General features: G+C 76.0%; 21 protein-coding genes. 7 read left to right on the top strand and 14 right to left on the bottom strand.

What is annotated here, in order from left to right; translation table 11 throughout:
- Positions 1-4: 4 nt before the first annotated feature.
- The 3 genes from A2CP1_RS16140 to A2CP1_RS16130 all read right to left on the bottom strand — a co-directional run bounded on the left by A2CP1_RS16140 (position 5) and on the right by A2CP1_RS16130 (position 2,306).
- Positions 5-1,102, bottom strand: coding sequence for a Re/Si-specific NAD(P)(+) transhydrogenase subunit alpha (locus A2CP1_RS16140; protein ID WP_015934358.1), 1,098 nt, complete (start codon positions 1,100-1,102; stop codon positions 5-7).
- Between the two features lie 159 nt (positions 1,103-1,261).
- Positions 1,262-1,681: a CBS domain-containing protein gene (locus A2CP1_RS16135; RefSeq protein WP_015934357.1), complete on the bottom strand. Its 420-nt coding sequence runs from the start codon at positions 1,679-1,681 to the stop codon at positions 1,262-1,264.
- Positions 1,682-1,802: 121 nt separating this feature from the next.
- Positions 1,803-2,306 carry a hypothetical protein gene (locus tag A2CP1_RS16130; protein ID WP_245529807.1) on the bottom strand — a complete coding sequence of 168 codons (504 nt, stop codon included), beginning with the start codon at positions 2,304-2,306 and terminating at the stop codon, positions 1,803-1,805.
- Positions 2,307-2,590: 284 nt separating this feature from the next.
- Here A2CP1_RS16130 and treS point away from each other — a divergent pair, with 284 nt between their 5' ends.
- A complete protein-coding gene (gene treS / locus A2CP1_RS16125) occupies positions 2,591-4,252 on the top strand; it encodes a maltose alpha-D-glucosyltransferase (protein ID WP_012527097.1) in 1,662 nt (553 codons plus the stop codon).
- On the opposite strand, the gene malQ is transcribed toward treS, so the two are convergent.
- From malQ to aceB, 4 genes are all read right to left on the bottom strand, one after another.
- The gene (malQ, locus tag A2CP1_RS16120) at positions 4,219-5,775 is read right to left on the bottom strand and encodes a 4-alpha-glucanotransferase (RefSeq protein ID WP_015934354.1); all 1,557 of its coding nucleotides are present in this window, start codon (positions 5,773-5,775) and stop codon (positions 4,219-4,221) included. The genes treS and malQ overlap by 34 nt on opposite strands.
- A gap of 7 nt (positions 5,776-5,782) precedes the next feature.
- On the bottom strand, positions 5,783-6,505 hold the full coding sequence (locus A2CP1_RS16115; protein ID WP_015934353.1) for a mechanosensitive ion channel family protein: 723 nt from the start codon (positions 6,503-6,505) through the stop codon (positions 5,783-5,785).
- Positions 6,506-6,513: 8 nt separating this feature from the next.
- Complete coding sequence (locus A2CP1_RS16110; protein WP_245529806.1) at positions 6,514-7,737, bottom strand: hypothetical protein; 1,224 nt, start codon at positions 7,735-7,737, stop codon at positions 6,514-6,516.
- A 177-nt stretch (positions 7,738-7,914) separates the two neighbouring features.
- Positions 7,915-11,250 carry a malate synthase A gene (gene aceB / locus A2CP1_RS23965; RefSeq protein WP_015934351.1) on the bottom strand — a complete coding sequence of 1,112 codons (3,336 nt, stop codon included), beginning with the start codon at positions 11,248-11,250 and terminating at the stop codon, positions 7,915-7,917.
- Between the two features lie 266 nt (positions 11,251-11,516).
- On the opposite strand from aceB, the gene A2CP1_RS16095 reads away from it, so the two are divergent.
- Positions 11,517-12,950, top strand: a complete 1,434-nt coding sequence (locus A2CP1_RS16095; RefSeq protein ID WP_015934350.1) for a helix-turn-helix domain-containing protein — start codon at positions 11,517-11,519, stop codon at positions 12,948-12,950.
- Positions 12,951-12,976: 26 nt separating this feature from the next.
- On the opposite strand, the gene A2CP1_RS16090 is transcribed toward A2CP1_RS16095, so the two are convergent.
- On the bottom strand, positions 12,977-14,362 hold the full coding sequence (locus A2CP1_RS16090; protein ID WP_245529805.1) for a hypothetical protein: 1,386 nt from the start codon (positions 14,360-14,362) through the stop codon (positions 12,977-12,979).
- Positions 14,363-14,551: 189 nt separating this feature from the next.
- Between A2CP1_RS16090 and A2CP1_RS16085 the strand changes: the two genes are divergently transcribed.
- On the top strand, positions 14,552-14,968 hold the full coding sequence (locus A2CP1_RS16085; RefSeq protein WP_015934348.1) for a response regulator: 417 nt from the start codon (positions 14,552-14,554) through the stop codon (positions 14,966-14,968).
- Positions 14,969-15,015: 47 nt separating this feature from the next.
- Here the strand turns inward: A2CP1_RS16085 and A2CP1_RS16080 are convergent, their stop codons facing one another.
- Entirely contained in the window at positions 15,016-16,206 is a 1,191-nt protein-coding gene (locus A2CP1_RS16080; protein ID WP_012527089.1) for a pyridoxal-phosphate-dependent aminotransferase family protein, read from the bottom strand.
- Between the two features lie 326 nt (positions 16,207-16,532).
- Here A2CP1_RS16080 and A2CP1_RS16075 point away from each other — a divergent pair, with 326 nt between their 5' ends.
- Positions 16,533-17,588, top strand: coding sequence for a class I SAM-dependent methyltransferase (locus A2CP1_RS16075; protein ID WP_015934347.1), 1,056 nt, complete (start codon positions 16,533-16,535; stop codon positions 17,586-17,588).
- A gap of 99 nt (positions 17,589-17,687) precedes the next feature.
- Here the strand turns inward: A2CP1_RS16075 and A2CP1_RS16070 are convergent, their stop codons facing one another.
- Positions 17,688-18,431: a 16S rRNA (uracil(1498)-N(3))-methyltransferase gene (locus A2CP1_RS16070; protein WP_015934346.1), complete on the bottom strand. Its 744-nt coding sequence runs from the start codon at positions 18,429-18,431 to the stop codon at positions 17,688-17,690.
- A gap of 715 nt (positions 18,432-19,146) precedes the next feature.
- Positions 19,147-20,604, bottom strand: coding sequence for a hypothetical protein (locus A2CP1_RS16065; protein ID WP_015934345.1), 1,458 nt, complete (start codon positions 20,602-20,604; stop codon positions 19,147-19,149).
- A 214-nt stretch (positions 20,605-20,818) separates the two neighbouring features.
- Here A2CP1_RS16065 and A2CP1_RS16060 point away from each other — a divergent pair, with 214 nt between their 5' ends.
- Entirely contained in the window at positions 20,819-21,163 is a 345-nt protein-coding gene (locus tag A2CP1_RS16060) for a hypothetical protein (protein WP_015934344.1), read from the top strand.
- A gap of 155 nt (positions 21,164-21,318) precedes the next feature.
- Positions 21,319-23,430: a GtrA family protein gene (locus tag A2CP1_RS16055; RefSeq protein WP_015934343.1), complete on the top strand. Its 2,112-nt coding sequence runs from the start codon at positions 21,319-21,321 to the stop codon at positions 23,428-23,430.
- 69 nt (positions 23,431-23,499) lie between these two features.
- On the opposite strand, the gene A2CP1_RS16050 is transcribed toward A2CP1_RS16055, so the two are convergent.
- Positions 23,500-24,069 carry a cytochrome c3 family protein gene (locus A2CP1_RS16050; RefSeq protein WP_015934342.1) on the bottom strand — a complete coding sequence of 190 codons (570 nt, stop codon included), beginning with the start codon at positions 24,067-24,069 and terminating at the stop codon, positions 23,500-23,502.
- A gap of 87 nt (positions 24,070-24,156) precedes the next feature.
- On the bottom strand, positions 24,157-24,825 hold the full coding sequence (locus tag A2CP1_RS16045; protein ID WP_015934341.1) for a trimeric intracellular cation channel family protein: 669 nt from the start codon (positions 24,823-24,825) through the stop codon (positions 24,157-24,159).
- 51 nt (positions 24,826-24,876) lie between these two features.
- On the opposite strand from A2CP1_RS16045, the gene A2CP1_RS16040 reads away from it, so the two are divergent.
- On the top strand, positions 24,877-25,590 hold the full coding sequence (locus A2CP1_RS16040) for an RNA methyltransferase (RefSeq protein WP_015934340.1): 714 nt from the start codon (positions 24,877-24,879) through the stop codon (positions 25,588-25,590).
- Here the strand turns inward: A2CP1_RS16040 and A2CP1_RS16035 are convergent.
- A complete protein-coding gene (locus A2CP1_RS16035; RefSeq protein ID WP_012634238.1) occupies positions 25,587-26,645 on the bottom strand; it encodes a saccharopine dehydrogenase family protein in 1,059 nt (352 codons plus the stop codon). The two genes, A2CP1_RS16040 and A2CP1_RS16035, sit on opposite strands and share 4 nt — an antisense overlap.
- Between the last annotated feature and the right edge of the window lie 8 nt (positions 26,646-26,653).

Below are 26,653 nucleotides of genomic sequence, written 5' to 3'. Positions count from 1 at the left end.
GTGGTCAGGCCCGCACCTTCCCGCCGTGCACCACCAGCATGGCGGCGGCGATCTCCTCCTGCGCGTCGAGGTCCGCCTTCCCGTCCTTGAACAGGTGGGCGAGCAGCGTGACCACGTTGCGGCCGTACATCTGGCTGGCGTGGAACGGCACCGTGGACGGGAGGTTGACCGCGCCGATCACCGACACGCCGGCGTCCACCACCGTCTCGCCGGCGCGCGTCAGCTCGCAGTTGCCCCCGGTCTCGGCGGCCAGGTCCACCACCACCGAGCCGGGCCGCATGGAGCGGACCATGTCCGCGGTGATCAGGCGCGGCGCCGGCCGGCCCGGAATCTGCGCGGTGGTGATCACGAGGTCCATGTCCTTCACGTGGCCGGCGATGGCGGCGAGGACGCGCTCCTGCTCGGACTGGCCCAGCTCCTTCGCGTAGCCGCCCGTGCCCTCGGCGGCCACCGCGGGCACCTCCACGAACGCGGCGCCGAGCGACTGCACCTGCTCCTTCACGACCGGCCGCACGTCGAACGCGGACACCACGGCGCCGAGCCGGCGCGCCGTGGCGATCGCCTGCAGCCCCGCCACGCCGGCGCCGACCACGAACGCCTTCGCGGGCGCGAGCGTGCCGGCCGCGGTGGTCATCATGGGGAGGATGCGGGGGAGGGCGCTCGCGCCGAGCAGCACGGCCTTGTAGCCGGCGAGCGTGGCCTGCGACGAGAGCGCGTCCATGGACTGTGCCCGCGTGGTGCGGGGGACCTTCTCCATGGCCATCGCGTCCACGCCGCGCGCGGCGAGCCGCTCGAGGAGCGGCCCGGCGGCGTGCGGCGCGAGCAGGCCGACCAGCAGCGCGCCGGGCGGGAGCCGCTCCACCTGCGCCTCGGAGGGCCGCTGCACCGCCGCGACCACGCGCGCGCCGTCGAGCGCGGCGGCCGCGTCGCCCACCTGCGCGCCGGCCGCCGTGTAGGCCGCGTCGGGGAAGCCGGCGGCCTCGCCCGCGCCGCGCTCCACGCGGACCTCGTGGCCCTGCTTCACCAGCCGTGTGACGTTCTCGGGGACCAGGGCCACCCGGAGCTCTCCGGGCGCCCCCTCACGTAGCACCGCGATGCGCATCGTCGTCGTAGACCTCGGTCCATCGGGGGTATCCCCCGGACGTGGGCAAAAGAAGGCCCCACGCGGGGAATACCCGCAAGGCGAGCCGGGTCGTCCCGCCGGCGTCGTTGACGGATGGTGAATGCCTGCGCGCCGTCGCGCAGCCGCGGCGCGGGTGCGTCAGCGGCCGTCGATGTACGTCTGCAGCTGCTCGATGAGGAACTGCTTCTCGTCCAGCATGAGCTGGATGATGTCGCGCATCGAGACCACGCCCACCACCTGGCCGCCCTCCTCGACGAGCAGGTGGCGGGTGGTGTGGTCGCGCATCAGCCCGGCCACCTCCACCTCGGTGGCGCTGCTGGAGACGCGCGGGAGCCCCTGGCGCATCGCCTCGCGCATGGGATGGTTCGCGTCGGCGCCGCGCGCGAGCACGGTCGCGACGAGATCGCGCTCCGTCACCAGGCCGACGATCCGGCCCCCGTCGCGGACCGCCACCGAGCCGATCTTGCGCTCCGACATGAGGCGCGCCGCCTCGCGGATCGGCGCGGTCGCCTCGAGGGACACCATCTCGCGGGTCACGTGCTTGTGGATCGACGCCATCGGGCGCCTCCTTGTGAAAGGATGGCCTAATCGGCCGCGGCCGCCGCGCATCCCACGTCGGAGCGCGCCTGGTGGGGGCGGGGACCGCGGCGCGCCGCGTCAGCCGGGGGCCGCGGCGGCGTCACAGCGCGTCCGTCCCCACCGGCCACATGCCGAGGCGGATGCCCTGGTACCGCTTGCGGCACTCCGCGGGCGCGTCGGGCCGGTCCCAGACGATCCCGGCGAACGCCGCGTCCACGTCCTTCCACCGCGGGTTCGAGTGGGTCGGGTCCCCCAGCTTGTAGTGCCCGAGCTCGTGCAGCAGCTCCGCCGCCTCGAAGCAGCCCCCCGAGTCGTCCGGCACGTGCAGCGACAGCGTGTGCTGGATGTAGTCGGTGCAGCCCTCGTTGCGGGTGGCCAGGTAGCAGACGTACTCGGTCGTGTCCCGGTACTGGATCCGCCAGCCGGACAGCGAGTGAAGGTTCCAGAACGGCAGCTCCAGCTCGAGCAGGCGGTCCATCCTGGCCCTGGCCGCCTCGAGGTCGGCGGGCGGCGACTCGAACTCGACGCAGGCGCCGTGGCTCTCGAACGAGCAGTGCCACGGATCGCAGGCCGCCAGGGACAGGAGCGCCGCGGCCGCGGCCACCGCCGCACCCGCCCCCCGGAGCCTCCCCGCCCGCCCGACCGCCGCGCCCGCCACCGGCCGTACGCTGCGCACGCGGCCGGCCGGCGCGGAACGCCCCTCGCAGCGCAGGACCCGCCGCCGCACGGCCGCCCGCCGGCGCGGCGCCGCCCCGCGCAGCGGCGCGCAGGCCACCGTCCGGCCCGGAGGGGCGCCGCGCGCGCGTCCTCCGCGCGGGGAGGGCGGTCCGGATGTACCTTACGGACTCGCATCAGGGACGAGCGGGCCCGGCCGGCCCGGGGAGGCACATGGCGATCTCGCAGCGCAGGCGGGCGGTCGATCCGCTCTGGTTCAAGGACGCGGTCATCTACGAGACGCACGTGAAGTCGTTCTACGACTCCAACGGCGACGGCGTGGGCGACCTGCGCGGGCTGGTGGAGAAGCTCGACTACCTCCAGGACCTCGGCATCACCTGCCTCTGGCTGCTGCCGTTCTTCCCGTCGCCGCTGCGCGACGACGGCTACGACATCGCCGACTACAAGGGCATCCACCCCGACTACGGCACGGTGGACGACTTCCGCCAGCTCGTGGCCGCGGCGCACGCCCGCGGCATCCGCGTGGTGGTGGAGCTGGTGGTGAACCACACCTCCGACCAGCACCCCTGGTTCCAGCGCGCCCGGCGCGCGCCGCCCGGCTCGCCGGAGCGCGCCTACTACGTGTGGAGCGACACCGACGAGCGCTACCGCGACGCCCGCATCATCTTCACCGACACCGAGAAGTCGAACTGGACCTGGGATCCGGAGGCGAAGCAGTACTACTGGCACCGCTTCTTCTCGCACCAGCCGGACCTGAACTTCGAGAACGCCGTGGTGCTCGGCGAGGTGCTGGACGCGCTGCGCTTCTGGGCCGAGATGGGCGTGGACGGCTTCCGGCTGGACGCGGTGCCGTACCTGGTCGAGCAGGAGGGGACGAGCTGCGAGAACCTGCCCGGCACGCACGAGCTGATCCGCCGGATCCGGGCGTACGTGGACCAGCACTTCCCCGGCCGCATGCTGCTCGCCGAGGCGAACCAGTGGCCGGCCGACGTGCGCCCGTACTTCGGCGAGGGCGACGAGTGCCACATGGCGTTCCACTTCCCGCTCATGCCGCGCATCTTCATGGCGCTGCGGCTCGAGGACGTGGAGCCCATCGTCGAGATCATGCGCCGCACCCCGGCCATTCCGGACACCTGCCAGTGGGCGCTGTTCCTGCGCAACCACGACGAGCTGACGCTGGAGATGGTGACCGCCGACGAGCGCGACTACATGTACCTCGCGTACAGCCAGGACCCGCGCATGAAGCTGAACGTCGGGATCCGGCGCCGGCTCGCGCCGCTGGTGGACAACAGCCGCCGGCGCATGGAGCTGCTCAACTCGCTCCTGTTCTCGTTCCCGGGGACGCCCATCGTCTACTACGGCGACGAGCTCGGCATGGGCGACAACATCTACCTCCACGACCGCAACGGCGTGCGCACGCCCATGCAGTGGAGCCCGGACCGGAACGCCGGCTTCTCCCGCGCCGATCCCGGCCGGCTCTACTCCGCGCCCATCTCCGACGCGGTGTACGGGTACCAGGCGGTGAACGTCGAGGCCCAGCTGCGCGACCCGTCCTCGCTGCTGCACTGGATGCGGAACACGATCGCGCTGCGGAAGCTGTTCCGGGCGTTCGGGCGCGGCACCATGGAGTTCCTGCCGGTGCAGAACCGCAAGGTGCTCGCCTACGTCCGCCGCCACGACGAGGACGTGATCCTGTGCGTGGCGAACGTGTCGCGCTTCGCCCAGCCGGCGCAGCTCGACCTCTCCCACCTCGAGGGCTACGTGCCGGTGGAGATGGTCGGGTACACCGAGTTCCCGCGCATCGGGCGGCAGCCCTACGCGCTGACGCTCGCGCCGTACGGCTACTTCTGGTTCGAGCTGCGCAAGCCCGCCTGAGCGGGCGCGCGCCCGTACACGGTCGCGAGCCGCCGCAGCCGGTCGGCCAGCCCGGCGTCGAGCGCGTCCTCGCGCACCCGCCAGCGCCAGTTGCCGCCCAGGGTGGCGGGCGTGTTCATGCGCGCCTCCGAGCCGAGGCCCAGCGCGTCCTGGAGCGGGAACACGGCCGTGTCGGCAACGGACCCGAGCACCGCGCGGATCATCGCGCCCGGCACGTCGCGCCCGTCCACCCCGAGGTACTCGAGCGCGAACGCCTTCTCTCGCGCCACCGCCTCGGCCGTCCGGACGCTGTCGCCCGCTCCGCCCCGCCACCAGCCCGCCACGGTGTCGTTGTCGTGCGTGCCGGTGTACGCGACCAGGTCCGGCGCGTAGTTGTGGGGCTGGAACGTGGGCGCCTGCGGGTCCTCCCCGAACGCGAACTGCAGGATGGCCATCCCCGGCAGGCCGAAGCGCCGCCGGAGCGCCTCCACCTCCGGCGTGATGACGCCCAGGTTCTCGGCCACGAACGGCAGCGGGCCGAGCGCGCGGAGGAGCGCCTCGAACAGCCTCGCGCCCGGGCCGGGCACCCAGCGGCCGCGCTCCGCGGTGGGCGCGCCGGCGGGGATCTCCCAGTAGGCCTCGAAGCCCCGGAAGTGGTCGAGCCGGATGCGGTCCACCAGCGCGAGCGTGCCGCGCACGCGCTCGATCCAGAAGCGCCAGCCCTCGCGCGCCACCGCCTCCCAGTCGTAGAGCGGGTTCCCCCAGCGCTGGCCGGTGGCGCTGAAGTAGTCCGGCGGGACGCCCGCGACCACCGACGGTTCGCCGGAGGCGTCGAGCCGGAACAGCTCCGGCCGCGCCCACACCTCCGCCGAGTCGTGGGCCACGTAGATGGGCAGGTCGCCCATCAGCTCGATCCCGAGCGCGCGGCAGCGAGCGCGCAGCGCCGCCCACTGGCGGGAGAAGGCGAACTGCGCGAACACCTCGGCGAACACCTCGTCCGCGAAGCGCGCCCGCGCCGCCTCGAGCGCCCTCGGCTCGCGCCGGGCGAGCGGCGCCGGCCAGGCCGTCCAGGGCCGGCCGCCGTGCGCCGCCTTCAGCGCCGCGAACAGCGCCCAGTCCTCCAGCCACGCCCCCTCGCGCGCGCGGAAGTCCTCCAGCTCCGCCGCGCGCTCGCCGTCGGCGCCGGCCCGGAACGCCCGCGCCGCGCGCGCCAGCCGCTCGCGCTTCCACTCCAGCGCCGCGTGGAGGTCGGCCCGCCCCGGCTCGCCGGCGGGGGCCCCGGCGAGCTCGCCGTCCTCGAGCCAGCCCTCGTTGCGGAGCACCTCCAGCGAGACCAGCAGCGGGTTCCCGGCGCGCGAGGAGAGCGCCTGGTACGGCGAGTCGCCGAAGCCGGTCGGGCCGAGCGGCAGCACCTGCCACAGCCGCTGGCCGGCGTCGGCGAGCCACCCCGCGAAGCGGTGCGCCGCGCCGCCGAGGTCGCCCGCGCCGTGGGGGCCGGGCAGCGAGGTCGGGTGGAGCAGGATGCCGGAGCGGCGGTCGCGCATCGCGGGCCTAGAGGTGCTGGATGCGCCGTGGGTTCTCGCGGGGGTCCTCGGCGCCGCGCGGCCCCTCGGCCGGGAGCTGCCGGTCGAGCGCGCGGGAGACCGCGTCGCGCGCGCCCAGGCCGAGCGCCAGCGAGGCGGTGAGCACGAGCCCGCCGAGCACGATGGCGAAGGCCAGCGTCGGCAGGCCGCCGCCGACCCCGACGTGCTCGAGCGCCATGGCCGCCGCGAGCACGAGCAGGAACCACTTCACCGCGAGCGACAGCGGCCGCGCCTGGCGGATCCCGAGGTTCACCGCGCCGATGAGCACGCTGCGCTCGAGGAACCGCGCCGCGCCGATGCCGACGATGAGGATGACGGCGCCGACGACCAGGCGCGGCAGGAAGGCGAGCAGCGAGTGGCCCACGGCGGTGGTGGTGGCGGCGCCCAGGACGTCGAGGGAGAGCGCCACCGCCAGCAGCACCAGGAACCAGAACGCGCCGCGCGCCACCAGCCAGGAGGGCTCGTGCTGCGGCTCGATCCCGCGCCCCGTGGTGAGCCCCCACTCGCGGGCCCGACGATCGAGCCCCACCCGGGCGAGGAGCCGGCGCAGCCCGGCGCGGACCGCGAAGGCGATCAGCACACCACCCCCGAGCACCACCACCATGGCCACGAGCGCCGGCAGGTCCGCGGCCAGCGCCGCCCCCAGCCGTCCGAACGCCTCCGCCAGCACCTGCTGCACGCGCTCCCACATGGCGCCTCCTAGGGCGTGAAGCGGTCCGGCCAGCGCCACCTCGAGATGAGGTAGGGCTTCTCCGCCTCGAACGCCTCGCACAGCCGCTCCACCCGAGCCTCCGTCTCCGGCCGTCCCAGCCCGCCCACCTCGTTGACGAAGCTGGCGGCCCATCCCAGGTACAGCGGCGTCATCGACCGCAGCAGCTGCTCCCGATCCATGATCTTCACGCGCCAGCCCACCGCGAAGTCGTAGACCACCCGGGCCCAGACCGCGTCGGGCATGCGGAACGCCTCGGGCGGATCGCGGGGGATGCGCTGCAGGGCCAGCATGGTCTGGGGCGGCAGCACCGCGCCCCAGAGCGCGCGCAGATCCTGCCAGCCCAGCCCGAACGCCGACACCAGCGGACCGGGCGCGGGCGGCGGGTTCGGGTCGCCCGCGAGGTGCGCCTCCCCGAACGTCGGGACCGGGCGCGAGCCGCGCACCCGCTGCCAGCGCGGCGCGTGCTGCGCCATGTCCTGGAACACCGTCCCGAGCACGCGCGCGACCGCCTGCGAGACGTCGGCGGGCTGCGGCGGCGGGCGCGTGCGAGGCCCCAGGTACACCTGCGCGATGCGCGTCTCGTGCGCGGCGGCCTTCGCGATCACCCAGAGGTCCGCGGTCGCGCTGGACGGGTCGCTGCGCCAGGCCCCGTCGGCGATGAGTCGCTCGGCCAGGCCGCGCGAGACCACCACCTCGCGCCCGAGCGGCTGCCGGAGGCGCTGCCCGAACAGGGCGCGGGTGAGCGGGTACACCACGCCGGTGACCAGCACGCCGTCGAAGCGGCCGCGGGCGTACGCCGGCGCGACGAGGTCGAAGGTGCCGTCCAGGACGGGGTCGAGGAGCTGGCGTATCCAGGCCGGATCCGCCGGGCGCGGCATGGGCTCGAGCAAGGCGCAGGCGGGCGCGCCGAGCGTCAGCTCCAGCTCGAGCAGCGTCGGCAGCGCGGCCTCCAGGCCGTCGTGACTCCCGGTGTAGACCGCTGGGGGATCGCCCTCCTGGGAGGAGGGGGGGAGCGGCTCGCCGGGGGGCGCCGCGCCGCGCGGGTCGCCGGTGAGCACCACCGCCACGCCGGGCCGGGAAGGGTAGGCGGCGCGCAGCGCGGCCTGGAGCGCCTGCGCCGACTCGCTCGCCGCCAGCCGATCCGGTTCCGCGGGGACGCCGACCACGAGCTCGGGTGCGAGCGCCTCGCCCGCTCTGGTGGGATCGAGCACGCCCGACAACGTAACCGATTCCGGCGGCGGCGGCGGGGTCTCGTTGGCGCACCGACTTGCGCGGGGCCGCAGGGGAGCGGCCGGCCGCGCGGAGCGCGAGGCAGGTCGAGGCGGCGCGCCGCTCCCTCTCCGAGCGGCGGAGAGGGAGCGGGCGGCGGAGCGCCGGGGGCCGGGGCGCTACGCGAGCGCCGGGACGAGCAGGAGCTCCTTCCGCTCGTGATCGGCGATCTGCGCCGTGACCTCGCTCGCCAGGCGGCCGAGGTCGGCCGGCGCGGGCGCGGACGGGCCCCGGGCGCGCTCCACCAGGCCGGTCACGAGCCGGAGGATCTGCTGGTGCTCCTCCACCATCCGCTTCAGCTCGGCCCGGCGCGCCGGGCTGCGCGCGCCCACGATCCCGTAGAGGCCCTTGGCGTGCTCCTCGTGCGCGAAGTGCTCGCGCAGCGCCTGGGCCAGCTCCTCCATCGCGCCGGAGAGCGCGGGCCCGTCCCCGGCGCCGCGCACGCGGGCGACGAGGGCGTGGAGGCGCTCGTGATCCGCCTCGATGGCGCGCGCCACCTGGTCGGCGCCGTGCGCGGGCGCCGCCTCCGCCGGGTGGAACTGCGCCGCCTCGGTGGAGCCCTCCAGCGCGAGCGTGGAGGACGTGCCGCCTGACACCGCCTGGGCGACCAGGTCGAAGTAGCCGGTCCCGACCTCGCGCTGGTGACGGGTGGCGGTGTAGCCCTGCGGCTCCGCGGCGAACTCGGCCTGCTGCAGCTCGGTGTAGGCCGCCATGCCGCGCTCGCGGTAGCCGCGCGCGAGCTGGAACATCGAGTGGTTGAGCGCGTGGAAGCCGGCCAGCGTCACGAACTGGAACTTGTAGCCCATCGCGCCGAGCTCGCGCTGGAACCGGGCGATGGTCGCGTCGTCGAGCTTCTTCTTCCAGTTGAACGACGGCGAACAGTTGTACGCGAGCAGCTTGCCCGGGTACCGGGCGTGGATGCCCTCGGCGAAGCGCTTCGCCTCGTGCAGGTCGGGCGTCTGCGTCTCGCACCAGACCAGGTCCGCGAACGGCGCGTAGGCGAGGCCGCGCGCGATGGCGGTGTCGATGCCGGGCCGCAGCCGGTAGAAGCCCTCCGGCGTGCGCTCGCCCTCCTCGAGGTACGGGTGATCGTACGGGTCGATGTCGCTCATGATGAGCTTCGCGCCCTCGGCGTCGGTGCGCGCGACGATGATCGTCGGCACGTCCATGACGTCGGCGGCGAGCCGCGCGGCGGTGAGCGTCCGGATGAACGTGGAGGTCGGGACCAGCACCTTGCCGCCCAGGTGGCCGCACTTCTTCTCCGAGGCCACCTGGTCCTCGAAGTGCACGCCGGCGGCGCCCGCCTCGATCATCCCCTTCATCAGCTCGAACGCGTTGAGCGGCCCGCCGAAGCCGGCCTCGGCGTCGGCCACGATGGGCGCGAACCACGCGATGCCGTCCCTGCCCTCGGAGTGCTCGATCTGGTCGGCGCGCTGCAGGGCGGCGTTGATGCGCCGGACCACCTCGGGCACCGAGTTGGCCGGGTAGAGGCTCTGGTCCGGGTAGGTCTGGCCCGCCTGGTTGGCGTCGGCCGCGACCTGCCAGCCGGACAGGTAGATGGCCTTCAGGCCCGCCTTCACCATCTGCACGGCCTGGTTGCCGGTGAGCGCGCCGAGCGCGTTCACGTACGGCTCGGCGTGGAGCAGCTCCCAGAGCCGGAGCGCGCCCATCCGCGCGAGGGTGTGCTCGACCTGCACGCTGCCGCGCAGCCGCTCCACCTCGTCGCGCCCGAAGCGGCGCACGATGCCCTCCCAGCGGCGCGGGTCGGGGTGGTGCGGCGCGGGGGAGGCGGCGCCGGCGGGCGCGCCGCCGGCCAGGATGCGCGCGCGCTCGTCGCCCCGCGCCTCCAGCAGGTCGTACGCGGGGAGGGTGATGAACTCGGTGAACTCGGCCTGGGTGCTCATCCGCTCGAACAGCGCGCGCGCCTCCTCGAAGCGGCCGCCGGCGAAGCGCGCCTCGCCCACCTCGAGGCGGATCCGGTCCATCTCCCCGGCGAGCACCGCGCGGAAGCGCTCCGCGGTGAGCGGCTGGCCGTCGTCGAGCGCCACGCCGTGGTGGATCCACTGCCAGGCGAGCGCGCGCGAGAGCTCGGCGGTGGCGGCGTCCTCCATGAGGCCGTACAGCGGGACGCAGCCCGAGCCGCGCAGCCAGGCCTCGAGGTACTGGACCGAGACGCGGACGTTGTGGCGCAGGCCGGCCTCGGTGCGCGTCCCCTCCACCGGGCGCAGCAGGTCGCGGGCGCCGATCCGCGCGGCCTCGCGCGCGACGCCGATCTGGTTCGGGCCCGCCATGTGCTCGTCGAACACGGCGCGCGCGACCGGGACCAGGCCCGGGTGCGCCACCCAGGTGCCGTCGTGCCCGCCGGTCACCTCGCGGAGCTTGTCGGCGCGGACCTTGGCGAGCGCGGCCTCGTTGGCCGCGGCGTCGTCCTTGACCGGGATCTGCGCGGCCATGCCGCCCATGGCGTGCACGCCGCGGCGGTGGCAGGTCTGGACGAGCAGCTGCACGTACGCGCGCAGGAAGCCCTCGTCCATCGTCACCTGCGCCCGGTCCGGCAGCACCGCCCGCGGATCGGCGCGCAGCCGCTTCACGAACGAGAAGATGTAGTCCCAGCGCCCGCAGTTCAGGCCGGCGGAGTGCTCGCGCAGCTCCCAGAGGATCTCGTCCATCTCGAACGCGGCCGGGAGCGTCTCGATCAGGCAGGTGGCGCGGATGGTGCCGCGCGGGATCCCGAGCGCCGCCTGGGCGTGGACGAACACGTCGTTCCACAGCCGCGCCTCGAGGTGGCTCTCCAGCTTCGGCAGGTAGAAGTACGGGCCGGTGCCCCTGGCGACGAGCGCGCGGGCGTTGTTCCAGAAGTAGACGCCGAAGTCCCAGAGCGCGGCGGTGGCGGGCCGGCCGTCCACGAGCGCGTGCCGCTCCAGCAGGTGCCAGCCGCGCGGGCGGACCATGAGCACGGCGGTGCGGTCCTTCAGGCGGTACTGCTTCCCGTCCGGCGAGGCGTACGCGATGGTGCCGGCCACCGCGTCCTTCAGGTTCACCTGTCCCTCGACCACGTTCTGCCAGGTGGGCGAGCTCGAGTCCTCGAAGTCCGCCATGAACACGCTCGCGCCGGAGTTGAGCGCGTTGATGATCATCTTGCGGTCGGTCGGGCCGGTGATCTCGACGCGGCGGTCCTGGAGGTCGGCCGGGATGGGCGCCACCGTCCACGCCGACTCGCGGATCTCCTCGGTGGTGGAGAGGAACGCCGGGCGCTCGCCGGCGTCCCAGCGGCGCTGCAGCTCGGCGCGGCGCTCGAGCAGCTGCTCCACCCGCGGGCGGAAGCGGCGCACCAGGTCGGCCACGAAGGCGAGGGCGTCGGCGGTGAGGACGGTCTCGTGTCCGGTCGGGAGGGGGCCCCGAAGGTCCATCCCGGGGGGGAGCGGCGGGCGCTGCGCGTCGGTCGTCTCGGGCATCGTGTGTGTTCCTCCTGTGCCCCGGATCGTTATCGTGATTGGGATCAAGCACAATAGCCGCTGTTATTTCGAGCGGTTAACCTGTCGGCCTGCTGTCAAGACGCGGCCGTCAAACCGTAAATCTTGAAAATGGCGTGACGCGCCATGATGTTCGGGAGGCCACCGTCCGTCCGCCCGGCAGCCCGCCGCTCGCGGTCGTTCCTCCCCGCCCGACCCGGCGCGGGGACGGCGCCCCGAGCGGCGCGCGCGGCGGCGAGGAGACCGCCATGCGCGAGCCCGGCCAGCACCTCGGCGCCAAGGTCCGGGCGCTCCGGCGCCAGCGCAACCTCACCCAGGTCCAGCTCGCCGATCGGCTCGGCATCTCCGCGAGCTACCTGACCCTCATCGAGCACAACCGTCGCCCCCTGCCCGCGCTGCTCCTCATCAAGCTCGCGGACCTGTTCCAGCTCGACCTGAAGTCGCTCTCGACCGAGAACCACGCGCGGGTGGTGGCGGACCTGATGGAGGTGTTCGGGGATCCGCTGTTCGAGGCGCACGACGTCACCAACGCGGAGGTGCGGGACCTCGCCTCCTCGTCCCCCACCGCCGCCCGCGCGGTCCTGGCGCTCTACCAGGCGTACCGCGGGGCGCGGGAGGCTTCCGACACGCTCGCCGCGACGCTCTCCGACGGCGACCTCGACGGCGTGGACTCGTCGCACCTGCCCACCGAGGAGGTCTCGGACCTCGTCCAGCGGCACATGAACCACTTCCCGGAGCTGGAGGCGGGGAGCGAGGCGCTCTGGCGCGAGGCGCGGCTCGACCCGGACTACCTGTACACGAGCCTGGTGCGCTTCCTCGGCCAGCTCGGCGTGACCGTGCGGATCGTCCACACCGCCGAGGCGGGCGGCGCGGTGCGGCGCTACGACCCCGAGGCGAAGGTCCTCTCCCTCTCGGAGCTGCTCCGCCGCGGCAGCCGCAACTTCCAGCTCGCCTACCAGATCGGCCTGCTCACGCAGGCGGACGTGCTCGATCGCTTCGTGGCCGACCCGCACCTCACCAGCGACTCGTCGCGCGCGCTCGCCCGCGTGGCGCTCGCGAACTACTTCGCGGCGGCGGTGCTCATGCCGTACGGGCCGTTCCTGGAGCAGGCGCGCGCCGAGCGCTACGACCTCGACCTGCTCGGCCACCGCTTCCGCACCAGCTTCGAGCAGGTGTGCCACCGGCTCACCACGCTGCGGCGGCCCGGCGCCGAGGGCGTCCCGTTCCACCTCGTCCGCGTGGACATCGCCGGGAACATCTCCAAGCGGTTCTCCGCCTCCGGCCTCCGCTTCGCCCGCTTCTCCGGCGCCTGCCCGCGCTGGAACCTGTTCGAGGCGTTCACCACCCCGGGCCTGGTGCGCACGCAGCTCTCGCAGATGCCCGACGGCGCGACCTACTTCTGGATCGCGCGCACCGTCAACCGCGAGGGCGGCGGGTTCCACGCGCCGCGCTCGGTGCTCGCCATCGCCATGGGGTGCGAGGCCTCGCGCGCCCGCGAGCTGGTCTACGCGGACGGCGTGAACCTCGAGGCGCGCGAGGCGGTGGTGCCGGTGGGCCTGACGTGCAGGCTGTGCGAGCGGATGGACTGCGAGCAGCGGGCGTTCCCGCCGCTGCAGCATCCGCTCAAGGTGAACGCGGACGTCCGCGGCGTGTCGTTCTACGCGCCGGTCCAGGGCCGCTGACGCCGCGCCCCCGGACCGGATCCGGCCTAGCCGGCCACCTCCAGCCGCTCCGCCGCGCGCTCCAGCAGGATGGGCCGGGCGGCGGGGCGCTCGGCGGCGCCGCGCGCGCCGGCGGTCGCGCGGCGCAGGTAGGCGTAGCGGTCCAGCTCGAGCGCGCCGGCGAGCGCCTCGGAGAGCCGCTCCAGGCGACGGGCCTCGGCGCGTGCCGCGCGCTCGTCGGCCTCGTCCACCTCCACCGCGCGCCGCTCCAGCGCGCGCAGCCGCCGCCGCACCTCCTCGCGCTCCGCCTCCACCCGCGCCAGCGCCGCCTCGGCCTCCGCGACCACCCCGGCGCGCCGACCGCGCTCCACCATGTCGCGCGTCCGCTCGCGGTCCCACTCCAGCGCCGCCGCCTCGGCGGCGTCGCGCTCGGCCGCGCGGCGCGAGGCCTCGCGCAGGCACGCCACCGCCGCGAGCGGCACGGCGAGCAGCAGCACCGCCTCGGTCCAGCGCCCGGGCGCGGCGCCCGACGCGGCCACCGCCGCGGCGAGCGCGGCCGCGCCGGCGGCGCCCACGGCCAGCAGGAAGCCCCGCCGCGCGGCCGCGGCGCCGTCCGCGACCTCGAGCCCGCGGCGCACCGCGACGCCGAGCAGCGCCAGCACCGCGCCGGCCGCGCCCGCCGCGAACGCGAGCGAGAGCCCGGCCGCGAGCGGCGCGCGCTGCAGCGCCCCGGGCAGATCGTCCACCGAGAGCCCCGCCGCGCCCAGGACCGGGCGCGCCAGGCGCCAGGTCTCCGCCAGCAGCAGCGCGAGCGCCGCGCCGCGCAGCGCCATCACCGGGAACGGCGGCGGCACCGGCGGCCGCCCGAGCTGCTCGGCGGTGGCCTCGATCTCGACCGGCGCCGTGATGGCGCCCCGGGCCAGGTCCTCGGCGAGCGCCCGCGCCGCGGCCTCGATCCGGTCGCGCGCCGCCGCCGAGCGCTCCGCCAGGGCGTCCAGCGCGGCCTCCGCGTCGCGGATCTCGCGCAGCGCCCCGGCGCCCTCGCGCTGCACCAGGGTGCGCACCCAGCGCGGCTCGCCTCCCCGCCCCGAGGGCGTCGGCCCCAGCGCGGTCGACGCCTGCGGGCGCGCGCGCACCACCGGCTCGCCGCCGTCCACGTCGACCGAGACCGGGAGCGCCTCGAGCGGCACCGGCAGGCGCGCCGCGTAGCGCGCCAGCCGGTAGCGGAGGAAATCCTCGAGCCGCACGCCCGAGCGCACCGCCAGGCGCGCCTCCAGGGCCACCCCGAGCCGCGATCGGGGCAGGCGCGGCGCCCGCGCGGGCGGCGGACGCCCTGCGCCGATCCTCACCGGGCGGAGCGACCGCACCGCGTCGCCGAGCCCGTCCAGCAGCCTGCGAAGTCCCGCCGCGCCCCCGCCCCAGCCTGCGATCACCCCTGCTCCACGCATCGCGCGCTCGCCTCCTCGACCCCTGTCCTCGCGGAACCTAGGGAGGCGGCCAGGGGCGGGCCAGCGGTACCGGCGGGGCGGCATCGGACGAGGGGGCCCGGCGCCGGCCCCGCGATGCCCCGTCGCCGGGCCACGGGATAGCTGCGCCGCTCGCGAGGGGGCTACGTTGCCTACATGGACGCACCGGCTCCGCACCGGATCCTGGTGGTCGACGACAACGAGATCCTGCGCACGCTGCTGGCGCAGGCGCTCGAGTCGGGCGGCTACGTCGCGCTCGCGGCCGACTCGGCCGAGAGCGCGCTCGACGTGGTGCGGTTCGATCCGCCGGATCTGTGCGTGGTGGACGAGGTGATGCCGGGCATGAAGGGCAGCGACCTCATCCGCGTGCTCCGCGCCTCGCCCGACCCGCGGCTGCGCAGCATGCCCATCGTCGGGCTCTCCGGGGTGGCCGGCGGCGACCGCGCGCTCCTCGAGGCCGGCGCGGACGTCGCCATCCGCAAGCCGTTCGCGGAGGCGCCGCTCCTCGAGCTGGTGCGCAGGTTGCTGGCGCGGGTACCGGTGCCGGCGCTGACCCTCGTACAGCCTGCGTAGCGCCGCGGGATGCACCTCCTCCCGGCACACCCCGCGGCGACGTCCGCCTACGACCGCGCGTAGGACTCGAGCGCGGCGGCGAGCGACGCGCCGGCGCGGGCGAGCTTGCCCTGCTTCGCGAGCGCCTGCTCGATCGCGGCGAGCACCGCGAGCACGTTCTCCTGCCGGGCCGACTCGCCCATGAGCCCGATGCGCCACACCTTGCCCGCGAGCGGGCCGAGGCCGCCGCCGATCTCGATGGAGTGATCGGCGAGCAGGCCCTTGCGCGCGGCCGCCTCGTCGACGCCGGCCGGCACCTTGATGCAGTTCAGCGACGGGAGGCGGTGACCCTCCTGCGCCTGCGGCTCGAACCCGAGCGCGGCGACGCCGGCCATGAGCGCGGCGGAGTGGCGGCGGTGCCGCGCGAAGCGCGCCTCGAGCCCCTCCTCGAGCACCAGGCGGAGCGACTCGCGGAGCGCGTACACCATCGAGATGGGCGCGGTGTGGTGGTACACGCGCTTCCCCTCGGCCCAGTAGTCCGCCACCATGCCGGCGTCGAGGTACCAGCTCTGCACCTTGGTCTTGCGCGCCTTCACCGCCTCGAGCGCGCGCGGCGAGAGCGTCAGCGGGGCCAGCCCGGGCGGGCAGGACAGGCACTTCTGCGTGCCGGAGTAGCACGCGTCCACGCCCCAGGCGTCCACCTCGACCGGCACGCCGCCGAGCGAGGTGACCGTGTCCGCGACGAGCAGCGCGCCGTGCGCGTGGCACAGGGCGCCCAGCCCCTCGAGCGGCTGGTGCGCGCCGGTGGAGGTCTCGGCGTGGACCAGCGCCACCACCTTCACCTTGCCCTCCCGCTTCAGCGCCTCCTCGATGCGGGCCGGATCGCACACCTCGCCCCAGGGCACGTCGATCTTCACCAGCCGGGCGCCGCAGCGGCCCACGATGTCCGCCATGCGCCCGCCGAACACGCCCGCCACCACCACCACGGCGGTGTCGCCCGGCTCGAGCAGGTTGACGAGCGCCGCCTCCATGCCGGCCGAGCCCGTGCCCGACACCGCGATGGTGAACGGGTTCTCGGTGCGGAACACGGCGCGGAGCTGCGCCTGCACCTCGTTCATGATCTCGAGGAACTTCGGATCGAGGTGGCCGAGCAGCGGGGTGGACATCGCGCGGAGCACGCGCGGGTGGACCATGCTGGGACCGGGGCCGAGGAGCAGGCGCAGGGGAGGCGCCAGCTCGGAGACGACGGGGGTGCTCATGGGGACCTCGTGGGCGCCGGCGCGGGGCCGGCCTGGGGAGAGGAGGTCGACGAGCTTACGCGATCGCCGGCGGCCCGCGCGACCCCGGGAGGGGATTCGCGCCGCCGCGCAGCCCCTCGCGGCGACCCTCGTCCGCGCGGGACCGTCGCCGCGCTCACCCGCCCGGCCGCTTCCATTCGCAGGGCGCAAGGGTCGTCTTTCACCCCGCCTTCCCGTGGTCCCCATGCGGCGCGCCGGTGAGGTTGGCGGGCACCGCCGGCCCGCGTCTCCGCTCCTCGACCGCACTCCGCCGGGCGCGTCCGCCAGGCGGACACGCGGAGGATCCGATGCAGCTGAACGAGGACAAGCTGAACCAGTTCATGGGCAAGGTGCTCGGCGAGATGGGCGCCGCGATGAACGCGGCGCTGGTCATCGTCGGGGAGCAGCTGGGGCTGTACAAGGCGATGGCGTCGTCCGGTCCCATGACGCCGGCGGCGCTCGCGGAGAAGACCCACACCGATGCGCGCTACGTGCGCGAGTGGCTGTGCGCGCAGGCGGCGGGCGGCTTCGTGGAGTACGACGCGGGCGCCGGGACCTTCACGCTCCCCGACGAGCAGGCGTTCGCGCTCGCGGTGGAGGACAGCCCGGCGTACATCCCCGGCGCGTTCCAGATCATCAGCTCGGTGGTGAAGGACACGCCCAAGCTGGTCGAGGCGTTCCGCACCGGCGACGGGGTGGGCTGGGACGAGCACGACGCGTCGCTGTTCGAGGGCACCGAGCGCTTCTTCCGGCCGAACTACGCCGCGCACCTGGTGGGCGAGTGGCTGCCGGCGCTGGAAGGGATCGAGGCGAAGCTGCGCGCGGGGGCGCGCGTCGCCGACGTCGGGTGCGGCCACGGCGCCTCCACCGTGCTGATGGCGGAGGCGTTCCCGCGCTCGACGTTCGTGGGGTTCGACTACCACGGGCCGTCGATCGGGACGGCGCGCCGCGCGGCGACCCGGCGCAAGCTCGCGAACGCGAGCTTCCAGGTGGCGACCGCGAAGGACTTCCACGGCGAGCCCTACGACCTGGTGGCCTGCTTCGACTGCCTGCACGACATGGGCGATCCCGCCGGCGCGGCGGCCCACGTGAAGGAGATGCTGAAGCCGGACGGGAGCTGGATGATCGTCGAGCCGTTCGCGAACGACCAGGTCGAGAATAACCTGAACCCGGTGGGCCGGGTCTTCTACTGCGCCTCGACCATGATCTGCACCCCGGCGTCGCGCGCGCAGGAGGTCGGCGCGTGCCTGGGTGCCCAGGCGGGCGAGGCGCGCACCCGGGCGGTGGTGGCAGAGGCCGGCTTCCGCACGTTCCGGCGCGCCACCGAGACCCCGTTCAACGTGGTGTACGAGGCGCGGGCCTGAACGGCAGTGCGTGAGCCGCGATCGGTGCGTGTCGCGGCTGACGCGACCGTCCGGGCGATCCTACGGGGCTGCGGCCCCTCGCGACTGGCCAGGCACGGCTCAGGCCGGCCGGCCCGCGCCGCGCAGCCAGAGCTCGGCCTGGCCGACGGCGTACGGCACCGCCGCGTCGACGCGCAGCACCCGCGGACCCAGCGTGAACGGGGCGAACCCGCGGTCGCGCAGCGCCGCGGCCTCGTACGGCGTCCACCCGCCCTCCGGGCCGATCGCGAGCGCGGCCCGCGGGCCGGCCGGCGCGAGCGCCTCCAGCGGCGCCGCGCCGGCCGGGTGCGCGAGGAGCCGGTCGCGCTCAGGGAAGCGCGCGTCGAGCAGGTCCTCCACGAACGGTTTGAAGAACCGGTGCAGCTCCACCTCGGGCAGGATCGTGTCGCGCCCCTGCTCCAGGCCGAGCAGCAGCTGCTCGCGGATCGCGTCGGGCGCGAGCAGCGGCGACGCGAAGTAGCTCTTCTCCACGCGGTAGCTGCCGAGGAGCACCAGCCGCTTGACCCCCATGGAGGCGGCGGCCTGCAGCACCTTGCGCAGGATCTTCGGGCGGGGCAGGGCGAGCAGGAGCGCCACCGGCGAGGGCGGCGGCGGCTCCCGATCGGGCGAGGCCGCGATCACCACCTCGTCCGGCGTCGCGGTGAGGATCTCCGCCTCGCCCATGCGTCCGCCGATCACCCCGGCCTGGATCCGGTCGCCGGCGCCGGCGCGCAGCACCTCCAGCACGTGCCGCGCGCGCCGACCGGCCAGCCGGGCGGTGCCGCCGGCGGAGAGCTCTCCGGGCTCGAGCAGCAGGAGGTTCACGCGCGCGGACGGTGGCCGAGCGTTGCGCGCCTGTCAACCGGAACGGGGCTGCGCCCCGCCCCGCGGAGCGGAGCTCCGCGGGGCCCCACCTGCTGCGCGGGTCCCGTGACCTCGCGCGCCCGCTGGCGCGGGTGCGCGCGAGGTCCCCGCGGGCGCGGCTGCGCCGCGCGAACGGGGCTGCGCCCCGCCCCGCGGAGCGGAGCTCCGCGGGGCCCCACCTGCTGCGCGGGTCCCGTGACCTCGCGCGCCCGCTGGCGCGGGTGCGCGCGAGGTCCCCGCGGGCGCGGCTGCGCCGCGCGAACGGGGCTGCGCTCCGCCCCGCGGAGCGGAGCTCCGCGGGGCCCCACTTGCTGTGCGGGTCCCGTGACCTCGCGCGCCCGCTGGCGCGGGTGCGCGCGAGGTCCCCGCGGGCGCGGCTGCGCCGCGCGAACGGGGCTGCGCCCCGCCCCGCGGAGCGGAGCTCCGCGGGGCCCCACCTGCTGCGCGGGTCCCGTGACCTCGCGCGCCCGCTGGCGCGGGTGCGCGCGAGGTCCCCGCGGGCGCGGCTGCGCCGCGCGAACGGGGCTGCGCCCCGCCCCGCGGAGCGGAGCTCCGCGGGGCCCCACTTGCTGTGCGGGTCCCGTGACCTCGCGCGCCCGCTGGCGCGGGTGCGCGCGAGGTCCCCGCGGGCGCGGCTGCGCCGCGCGAACGGGGCTGCGCCCCGCCCCGCGCAGCATCAGGACGCCAGCCGGCCGCCCTCGGGCACGGGCACCGCGACCGGCGCCGACGGGGCGGCCTCGGAGCGCGGCGGCTCGGCGCGGCGGCCGTCCCCGCCGCCGCGGCGGCGCCGCGGGGCGATGAGGTCGGTGGCGCCGCGGGCGGCGGCCTGCCGCAGGAACTCGTAGCGGTCGAGCTCGAGCGCGCTCACCAGGCTCTGCGCCACCCGCGACAGCTCGGCGCGGCGGCGGCGGAGCGGCTCCGCCGCGAGCCGATCGGCGGCGGCGGCGCGCGCGCCGATGGTCCGCAGGCGGCGCCGGGAGGCCTCGCGCTCGCGCTCGAGGTCGTGCTCCTCGGCCTCCGCCCAGTCCAGCTCCTCGAGGCGGCGCGCGCGATCCGCGAGCGACCGGGCCCGCGTGCGATCCCACTCCAGCGCGTCGGCGAGCTCGAGCCCGCGGCGGGTGGCCAGCGAGCGCGCGGCGCGGAGCGCCAGCGCGGCGCCCACCGGCACCGAGGCGAGCAGCAGCGTGGACACGGCGGGCGGCAGCCCGCCGATCCCGCCGGGCAGCGCGGCCACCGCGGCGGCGAGCCCGATCGACAGCAGCGCGGCGCAGGCGGCGCCCGCCGCGGAGTAGCGGCGGCGCGCCAGGTCCTGCTCGCCCGAGGCGAGCACGGAGGCCGCGTCGAAGCCCGCCCAGGCCAGCGCCAGGAGCGCGCCGGCGATGCCCAGCGCGAACGCGAACGCGAACGTGGTCTCCGCGGGGTTGCGCGCCGCGGAGACGCCCAGCGTGGCCGGGTCCACCCCGGCCGCGCGCAGCAGCGGCAGCGCGATCTGCCAGGTCTCGGCGGCGATCGACGCGGTGGCGAAGGCGCGCAGGCCGGCCTGCGGCGCGGCGCTCGACACCGGCGGCCGACCGAGCTGCTCGGCCGTGGCCTCCACCTGCGGCGGCGCACACACCGTGCCCGCCGCCACGTCGGCGGCGAGGCGGCGCGACAGCTCCTCGGCGCGCCGGCGCGCGCCGTCCGCCTCCACCTCGATCGAGGCGAGGCGGATCTCCAGCTCCGCCACCTCCTGGCGCACGGCCGGTCCCTCCACGTGCACCAGCGCGGCGAGCCAGGCGTCGCCGTCGGCCGGGAGCTCCGCCGGGCGGCGCTCCGGGGCGGCCTCGCCGACCAGGATCTCGCCGTCCTCGACCTCGACCGAGAGCGGGAGCTGCGCGCGCGGCACCGGCAGCGCCGCGGAGTAGCGCGCCAGGCGCGAGCGCAGGTAGTCATCGAGCGGGACGCCGGCGCGGACCGAGACGCGCGCCTGCCAGTAGGCGGCGGCCCAGCTCCGGCGGACGGTGTCGAGGCGGGCCGGCCGCGCCGAGCGGAGGGGCGGCTCCTCGGACATGCCGAACCAGCCGCGCAGGCGCCGGGGCAGCGCGCCGGGCGTCAGCGGCTCGGCAGCGGTGCGGTGCGGACGATCCTCGATCACGGTCAGGTCCCTCCCTATGCCCGGTGGGTAAGCATGCTGGCGGGCGCTGGCTCCTCCCTGCGTGGGCCTGGCGCCTCCCGGCGCCCCACCTCGGCGCCGGTTTCCACTCCCCCATGCAATACCTCCCGGCGCGCTGCGCGCATCCCGCGTACGTACGTCGCTCGCACATGGCTCGCGCGGGCGCGCGCAGGCCCGCTCGGTTACAATCGTTCGGATGGCCTCCGAGGCGCCCCCGCCGCGCTGGACCCTGATCTCGGTCCTTTTCTCCTCGATCCCGCTCTCGCCCTCGCTCGCCGCGACGCTGCACGAGGGCGCGCTCGATCTCTACCGGCGCGACGCGGCGACCGGCCCCGTCGCGGGCGACCTGGCCAGCGGCCGCATCGTGAACCTCAAGAAGACGCTCCAGCTCGGTGCCATCACCGGGCCGGCGTTCGAGGCGAGGCTCGACACCGAGCGCGGGAGCGGGACGGTGCGGTACCTGCTCACGCGGCAAGGCCTGGAGCTCGCCGGCGCAGAGGCGCCGCCCCCGGCCGCGCCGCGCCCGCGCTACCTGAACTGAGCGTCAACGCCCCGCGCGGCGCTCGCGCGCCGCGCGCGTCGTGCCCGCGCGAGGCGTACGGCCGCCCGTGCAACCTCCGTTGGGCCGTTCCTCCCGAGGCGGGATGCCCCCGCCGGCACGGCTTCGCAGCGTGAGTGCCGAGAGGGGAACGCCCGATGAGGTTCGGCTCGAGGATCGAGGACGGGAGGGGTGCGCCCGGCGCGGGCCGCCTGGCGCGCTTCGCGGCCGTCGGCGGCAGCGGCGTCGTGGTGAACCTGGCCGTCCTGCACGCGCTGGCGCAGTGGCTCGGGGTGCCCGAGGTGGCCGCGTCCGCGCTCGCCATCGAGGCGAGCGTGCTCTCCAACTTCCTCCTCCACGACGCCTTCACCTTCCGCGATCGCCGCGGAGGGCATGGGCGCCTGGCGCGGCTCGGCCGCTACCACGCCGTGAGCCTGGTCGGCGTGGCGATCCAGCTCGGCACGTTCGCGGTGCTGGCGCTCCTCGCCCGCCACGCGCTCGGGTGGCCGTCGCTCGGGTCGCTGCGCCTGCCGGCCCAGGCCGCGGGCATCGCGCTCGCGTTCGCCTGGAGCTGGGCGGGCAGCGCGCGGTGGGCCTGGGCCGGCGCGGGCGTGGCGCGCAAGCCCGCCGCCGGCGGGCGCGGGCGCGGCCTGCTCCCGGTGACCCTGTTCGCCGCGCTCGTCGCGCTGCACGTGCTGCCCATCTGGCTGGTCCGCTACTTCCCCACCCAGGACGGACCGCTGCACGTCGAGAACGTGCTCGCGCTGCTCGGCCACGGCGCGTCGCCGCTCCTCCGCGGCTACTACGAGGCGAACTGGGGCGCGCAGCCCAACTGGCTCACCCAGGCGTTGCTCGCGCCGCTGCTCGCGATCGCCTCGCCGATCACCGCGGAGAAGCTGGTGCTCAGCGGGTACACCGTCCTGATGCCGATCTCGTTCCGCGCGGTCCTCCCGCGCGGCCCGCGCGGCTGGTGGGCGGCGCTGGCGGTGTTCCCGTTCGTGCACGCCTACCCGTTCCACATGGGCTTCTGGAACTTCTGCTACGGCGTCGCGCTCGCGTTCCTGGCGGCGGGGTTCTGGCTGCGCACCCGCGGCCGGCTCGGGCCTGGGCGCTTCGCGGCGCTGGCGGTCCTCTCGCTGCTGCTCTACCTCGCGCACTCGGTGGCGTTCGCCGCGGCGCTGCTCGTGGCGGGCGCGGTGCTCGGCGTGCGGGCAGCCCGCTCGCTCGCGCGCGCGCGCCGCCACCCCGCCCGCCGCCGCCGGGTGGCGGCGGCGTACGCGCGGCGCGCCGCGGTGGGGCTCGCCGCCGCGGCGCCGGGCCTGCTGCTCCTCGCGGCCTGGCTCCTCGCGCACCGCGACCGCGTCGCCGCGCGCATCCCGCTCGCGGAGCTCGCGGCGAAGCTCGCCGCCGGGTACTCGCTCGTCTCCATCGACCGGCGCGAGCTGCCGCTCGCCATGGCGGTGATGCTGGTGCTGGCGGTCGCCGCGGTGCACGCCGCGCTCGTCCGCGCCGGACGGGGGCCGCGCCTCCGCGCGCACGACGGCTGGCTCGTCGCCGCCGCCGCGTTCGCGTCCCTGTACTTCGCCGTGCCGGACGTGGTGGCCGCCGGCGCGCACGTGTCGGATCGGATGGCGCTGCTCGCGCTGCTCTGCGTCGCGGCCTGGATCGGCGCCGCCCCGGCGGGCCCGGCCGCCCCGGCGCGGCGCGCCGCGGTCGCGCTCGCCGCCATCGCGGTGGTGGCGCTCGGGGTGCGGCTCGACAAGCAGCGGCAGCTCTCGGCCTACCTCGAGGAGTACGCCTCGGCCTCGGCGGCGGTGGAGGAGGGGCGGGTGCTGCTGCCGCTGGCGCTCTCGCCGTACGGGCCGCGCGACGTGCACGGGCGGCGCATGGGCTACCGGATCAAGGCGTTCCTGCACGCGACCGGCTGGATCGTGGCGGCGCGCGGCGGCGTGGACCTCAAGAACAGCCAGGCCAACACCGACCACTGCCCGGTGCGCTTCCCCGCCGGCCGGAACCCGTTCCGCGTCATCGCGGGATCGCTGGGGAGGATGGAGGGCGTCCCCCCGTGCGTCGACCTGCGGGGCGCGCGGCGGCTCGGGCGGATCGACTACGTGCTGGTGTGGGGCGCGACGCGCGAGCTGCTGGAGACGCCCTGCGGCGCCGCGCTCGCGGCCGATCTCGCGGCGCGCTACGAGCCGGTGTGGTTGTCGGCGCCGAGCGGCATGCTCGAGATCTGGCGACCCCGCGCCGCGCTGGCCGTCGCGCGCTGACAGCCGCCCGTCGAGGACGGCACCGCCGCCCGCGGCGCCAGGCCACGGGCGGCGGCGAGCCTCGCTCCGCTACTTCTTCGCGGGCGCAGGGGCGGGCGCGGCGGCGCGCTTCGCGCCGGACTCGTCCATCGAGGTGAAGAGCGCCGCCTGCTTCACGGTGGCGGCGTCGGCCTTGCCCGGGTGGCACACGCCACAGAACGCGTCCATCTGCTGGCCCTTGGCGGTGTCGACGCGGAGGTACTTGTAGTTCGGGTTGGACGGGTGCGGATCGTGGCAGCCGATGCACTCGAAGCGGCCGTCTCGCAGCAGCTCGCCCGGAACCTTCGCGACCTTCGGGTTCACGCTGGAGACGCCGTACGGGTGGCTCATGTGGCCGGACACCGGCGCGTAGCCCTGGCCGCCGTCCTTCGAGTCGGCGTGGCAGGCGAGGCAGAGCGCGGTCGTGCCGGAGTACGGCTGCTTGGTCTTGGGGTCGAGCGCCTTCGTGTTCGGCGTGACCGCGAAGATGATCTTGCCCTTCGCGGTGTGGATGGAGTGGCAGCCGCCGCAGCCCACGCTGTCGTGACCGCCCGCGGCGCGGGTGGTGAGCGGGACGGCGAGGGCGAGGGCGGCGACGAGCAGGCTGCGGACGAGCGACATGGGAGCTCCTGTGCGCGGGAAAGAATCCTCGGAGGGCGCACCTTAAGGGAACCCCTGCCGGGTCGGCATTGACCCGCGGCAAGTGAACTAGCGCTCGCCTGTCCCGTCCTCGCCCGACAGCGCCTCCGTCCGCCAGCCCAGCCACACCGACAGGATCCGGACCGCGAACGCGGCGGCGATCGCGATCAGCGCCGAGAGCGTGCCGGGCAGCCCGGCGCCGCGGGTGAGGCCGAGGAACACCAGCTCTCCCGCCATGGCGGCGAGCGCGTAGAACTCGCCCGGCTTGAAGACGAGCGGCACGTCCCGCACCAGGACGTCGCGCAGCATGCCGCCGCCGACCGCGTTCACCGCGCCGACCATCAGCGCGGTGACCACCGGCAGCCCCACCGCGAGCGACTTCTGCGCGCCGACCACCCCGTACGTCCCGAGCGCCACGGCGTCCGCGAGCAGGAACGGGATGCGGAACCGGTGCAGCCGCCGGCCGAAGAAGATGCCGGTGGCCGCCCCGAGCGCCACCGCCACCAGGTAGCGGCCGTCGGTGACGACGGCGGGCGGGCCGAACTGCAGGAACAGGCCGTCGCGGAGCAGCGCGCCGCCGAGGCCGGTGACGAACGCGAGCACCAGCACGCCCACCAGGTCGTACCGCTTGGCGATCGCGGCCAGCGCGCCCGTCACCGCGAACAGGTAGGTCGCGGCGAGGTCGAACGTGACGTGGAGCTGGAACGGGTTCTCGAGGAACCGCGCGGCGTGGGGCACGCGCCTCCTTTAGCACGGCCGGGCCGGGCCGGCGCGGTACCATGCGCCGCGATGCGCCTCCCCGTCCGCCTGGTGCTGCTGCGCCCCCGCAACCCCGAGAACCTCGGCGCGGTGGCGCGCGCCATGAAGAACTTCGGCGCGGACGACTGGGCCATCGCCGAGCTGGGGACGCACGACTTCGCGGCCATGCGCCGCGTCGCGGTGCACGCGGAGGAGCTGCTCGATCGTCCGCGGCTGGTGCGCACGCTCGACGAGGCCGTGGCCGACTGCGCCTGGGTGGTCGGGACCAGCTCGCGGACGGTGAAGGGCAAGCGCCGCCTCCCGCCGGCCGAGGTGGCCCGGGAGGCGCTGGAGCGCGCCGCCGCCGGCCGGACCGCGATCGTGTTCGGCGACGAGCGCAGCGGCCTCACGAACGACGAGGTGCACCGCTGCCACGACCTGTCCGCCATCCCCGCCGGCGAGGCGCAGCCCTCGCTGAACCTGGCGCAGGCGGCGCTCGTCTACCTCTACGAGCTGCGCAAGGCGGCGCTCGCGGCCGCCGCGCCACCGTCGCGTGCGGCCGAGGCCGGGGCGACCGACGCCGAGCTCACCGCGGTGGAGGACGCGCTCCGCGCGGCGCTGCGGGGCGGGGGCTTCCTGGCCGGGCCGGAGCGCCACGCGGTCCGCGATCTCACCGCCGCGCTGCGCCGGGCGCGGCTGGGCCGGCGCGAGGCGCGCCTGTGGCTCGCGGCGCTGCGGACGCTCGGGCGAGGCCGGGAGGGCTAGGGGCTCGCGGGGCGCGCGAGCGGCAGGTCCTCGAGCGTCACGCCCGGGAGCGCGGTCACGAGGTCGGGGCCGTAGGCGGACGCCGGGGTGTGCCAGCCCGGCGGCGCGTAGCCGGCGAGCGCGCGCGCGGCGATCTCCACCGCGGCGTGCGCCGTGAACGCGTAGCCCTCGGGCAGCGCCAGGCGCGACGCCGCCCGTGCGCCGGCCGCGTCCACCGCCTCGGCGTACACGCGGCTCCGGCCGCGCGCGCGGGCCTCGGCGTCCGGGCCCGCGGCGCCGCCGGAGAGGAGGCGCACCGCGAGCGCCCGCGCGCCCGGGAGCGCCAGCAGCGGCGCGACGGCCGGGACGGCGCGGAGCAGGAGGCGCCGCGCCTGCGAGGCGCACAGGTACACCGCCACGTCCTGGATGCCGGTCGAGCGCGGCACCGCGACGCGCTCGGGCCACGGCACCTGCACCGCCTCGAGGCGGCCGGACCCGAGGTCGAACCTCCGGGCGGCGGGCTGGTGCGGGTTCAGCTCCCGGGCGTCGGCGTCGCCCGCGTGCGCCATCACGGTGCGCGCCGTGCCGCGCGAGAGGCGGCCGAGCGCGTCGATCGCGATCGCGATGCGGACGGCGCCGGGGAGGCGCCGGGCCACGTGCGCGGCGAGGCAGTCGGTGGGCACCACGTCGAACCCGGCGCCGGAGAGCAGCATCACGCCGGCCCGCTCCGCGTGGAGCCCCATGACGGCGAGCGCGCGGTACACCGCGGCCTCGCCGGCGAGATCGAGGTAGTGCACGCGGAGCTCGAGGCACGCCTCGGCCATGGGCCGCCAGGTGTCCACGTAGGGGCCGGCGCAATGCAGCACCGCGCCCGCATCCTGCAGCCCGGCCCGGAGCGCCTCGGGGTCGGTGAGCGGGAACGCGCGCCACGGGCGGCCGAGCGCGCGGCCGAGGCGGGCCAGGCGCTCCGAGTCCCGGCCCGCGAGCACCACCGGCAGGCCGCGGGCGGCCGCCTCGCGCGCGACCAGCTCGCCGGTGTACCCGTAGGCGCCGTAGATCACGAGGGAGGGGGCCATGGCGCGGA

It is taken from the genome of Anaeromyxobacter dehalogenans 2CP-1, assembly GCF_000022145.1.
GTDB lineage: Bacteria > Myxococcota > Myxococcia > Myxococcales > Anaeromyxobacteraceae > Anaeromyxobacter > Anaeromyxobacter dehalogenans.
The sequence above is the reverse complement of the archived record's forward strand: the minus strand, read 5'-3'. Positions and strand labels throughout refer to the sequence as shown.

Coding starts and splice junctions, on each gene's coding strand:
- A2CP1_RS16140 (WP_015934358.1), bottom strand. CDS start 1,102: ATGCGCATCGCGGTGCTACGTGAGGGGGCGCCCGGAGAGCTCCGGGTG.
- A2CP1_RS16135 (WP_015934357.1), bottom strand. CDS start 1,681: ATGGCGTCGATCCACAAGCACGTGACCCGCGAGATGGTGTCCCTCGAG.
- treS (WP_012527097.1), top strand. CDS start 2,591: ATGGCGATCTCGCAGCGCAGGCGGGCGGTCGATCCGCTCTGGTTCAAG.
- malQ (WP_015934354.1), bottom strand. CDS start 5,775: ATGCGCGACCGCCGCTCCGGCATCCTGCTCCACCCGACCTCGCTGCCC.
- A2CP1_RS16115 (WP_015934353.1), bottom strand. CDS start 6,505: ATGTGGGAGCGCGTGCAGCAGGTGCTGGCGGAGGCGTTCGGACGGCTG.
- aceB (WP_015934351.1), bottom strand. CDS start 11,250: ATGCCCGAGACGACCGACGCGCAGCGCCCGCCGCTCCCCCCCGGGATG.
- A2CP1_RS16095 (WP_015934350.1), top strand. CDS start 11,517: ATGCGCGAGCCCGGCCAGCACCTCGGCGCCAAGGTCCGGGCGCTCCGG.
- A2CP1_RS16085 (WP_015934348.1), top strand. CDS start 14,552: ATGGACGCACCGGCTCCGCACCGGATCCTGGTGGTCGACGACAACGAG.
- A2CP1_RS16080 (WP_012527089.1), bottom strand. CDS start 16,206: ATGAGCACCCCCGTCGTCTCCGAGCTGGCGCCTCCCCTGCGCCTGCTC.
- A2CP1_RS16075 (WP_015934347.1), top strand. CDS start 16,533: ATGCAGCTGAACGAGGACAAGCTGAACCAGTTCATGGGCAAGGTGCTC.
- A2CP1_RS16060 (WP_015934344.1), top strand. CDS start 20,819: ATGGCCTCCGAGGCGCCCCCGCCGCGCTGGACCCTGATCTCGGTCCTT.
- A2CP1_RS16055 (WP_015934343.1), top strand. CDS start 21,319: ATGAGGTTCGGCTCGAGGATCGAGGACGGGAGGGGTGCGCCCGGCGCG.
- A2CP1_RS16050 (WP_015934342.1), bottom strand. CDS start 24,069: ATGTCGCTCGTCCGCAGCCTGCTCGTCGCCGCCCTCGCCCTCGCCGTC.
- A2CP1_RS16040 (WP_015934340.1), top strand. CDS start 24,877: ATGCGCCTCCCCGTCCGCCTGGTGCTGCTGCGCCCCCGCAACCCCGAG.
- A2CP1_RS16035 (WP_012634238.1), bottom strand. CDS start 26,645: ATGGCCCCCTCCCTCGTGATCTACGGCGCCTACGGGTACACCGGCGAG.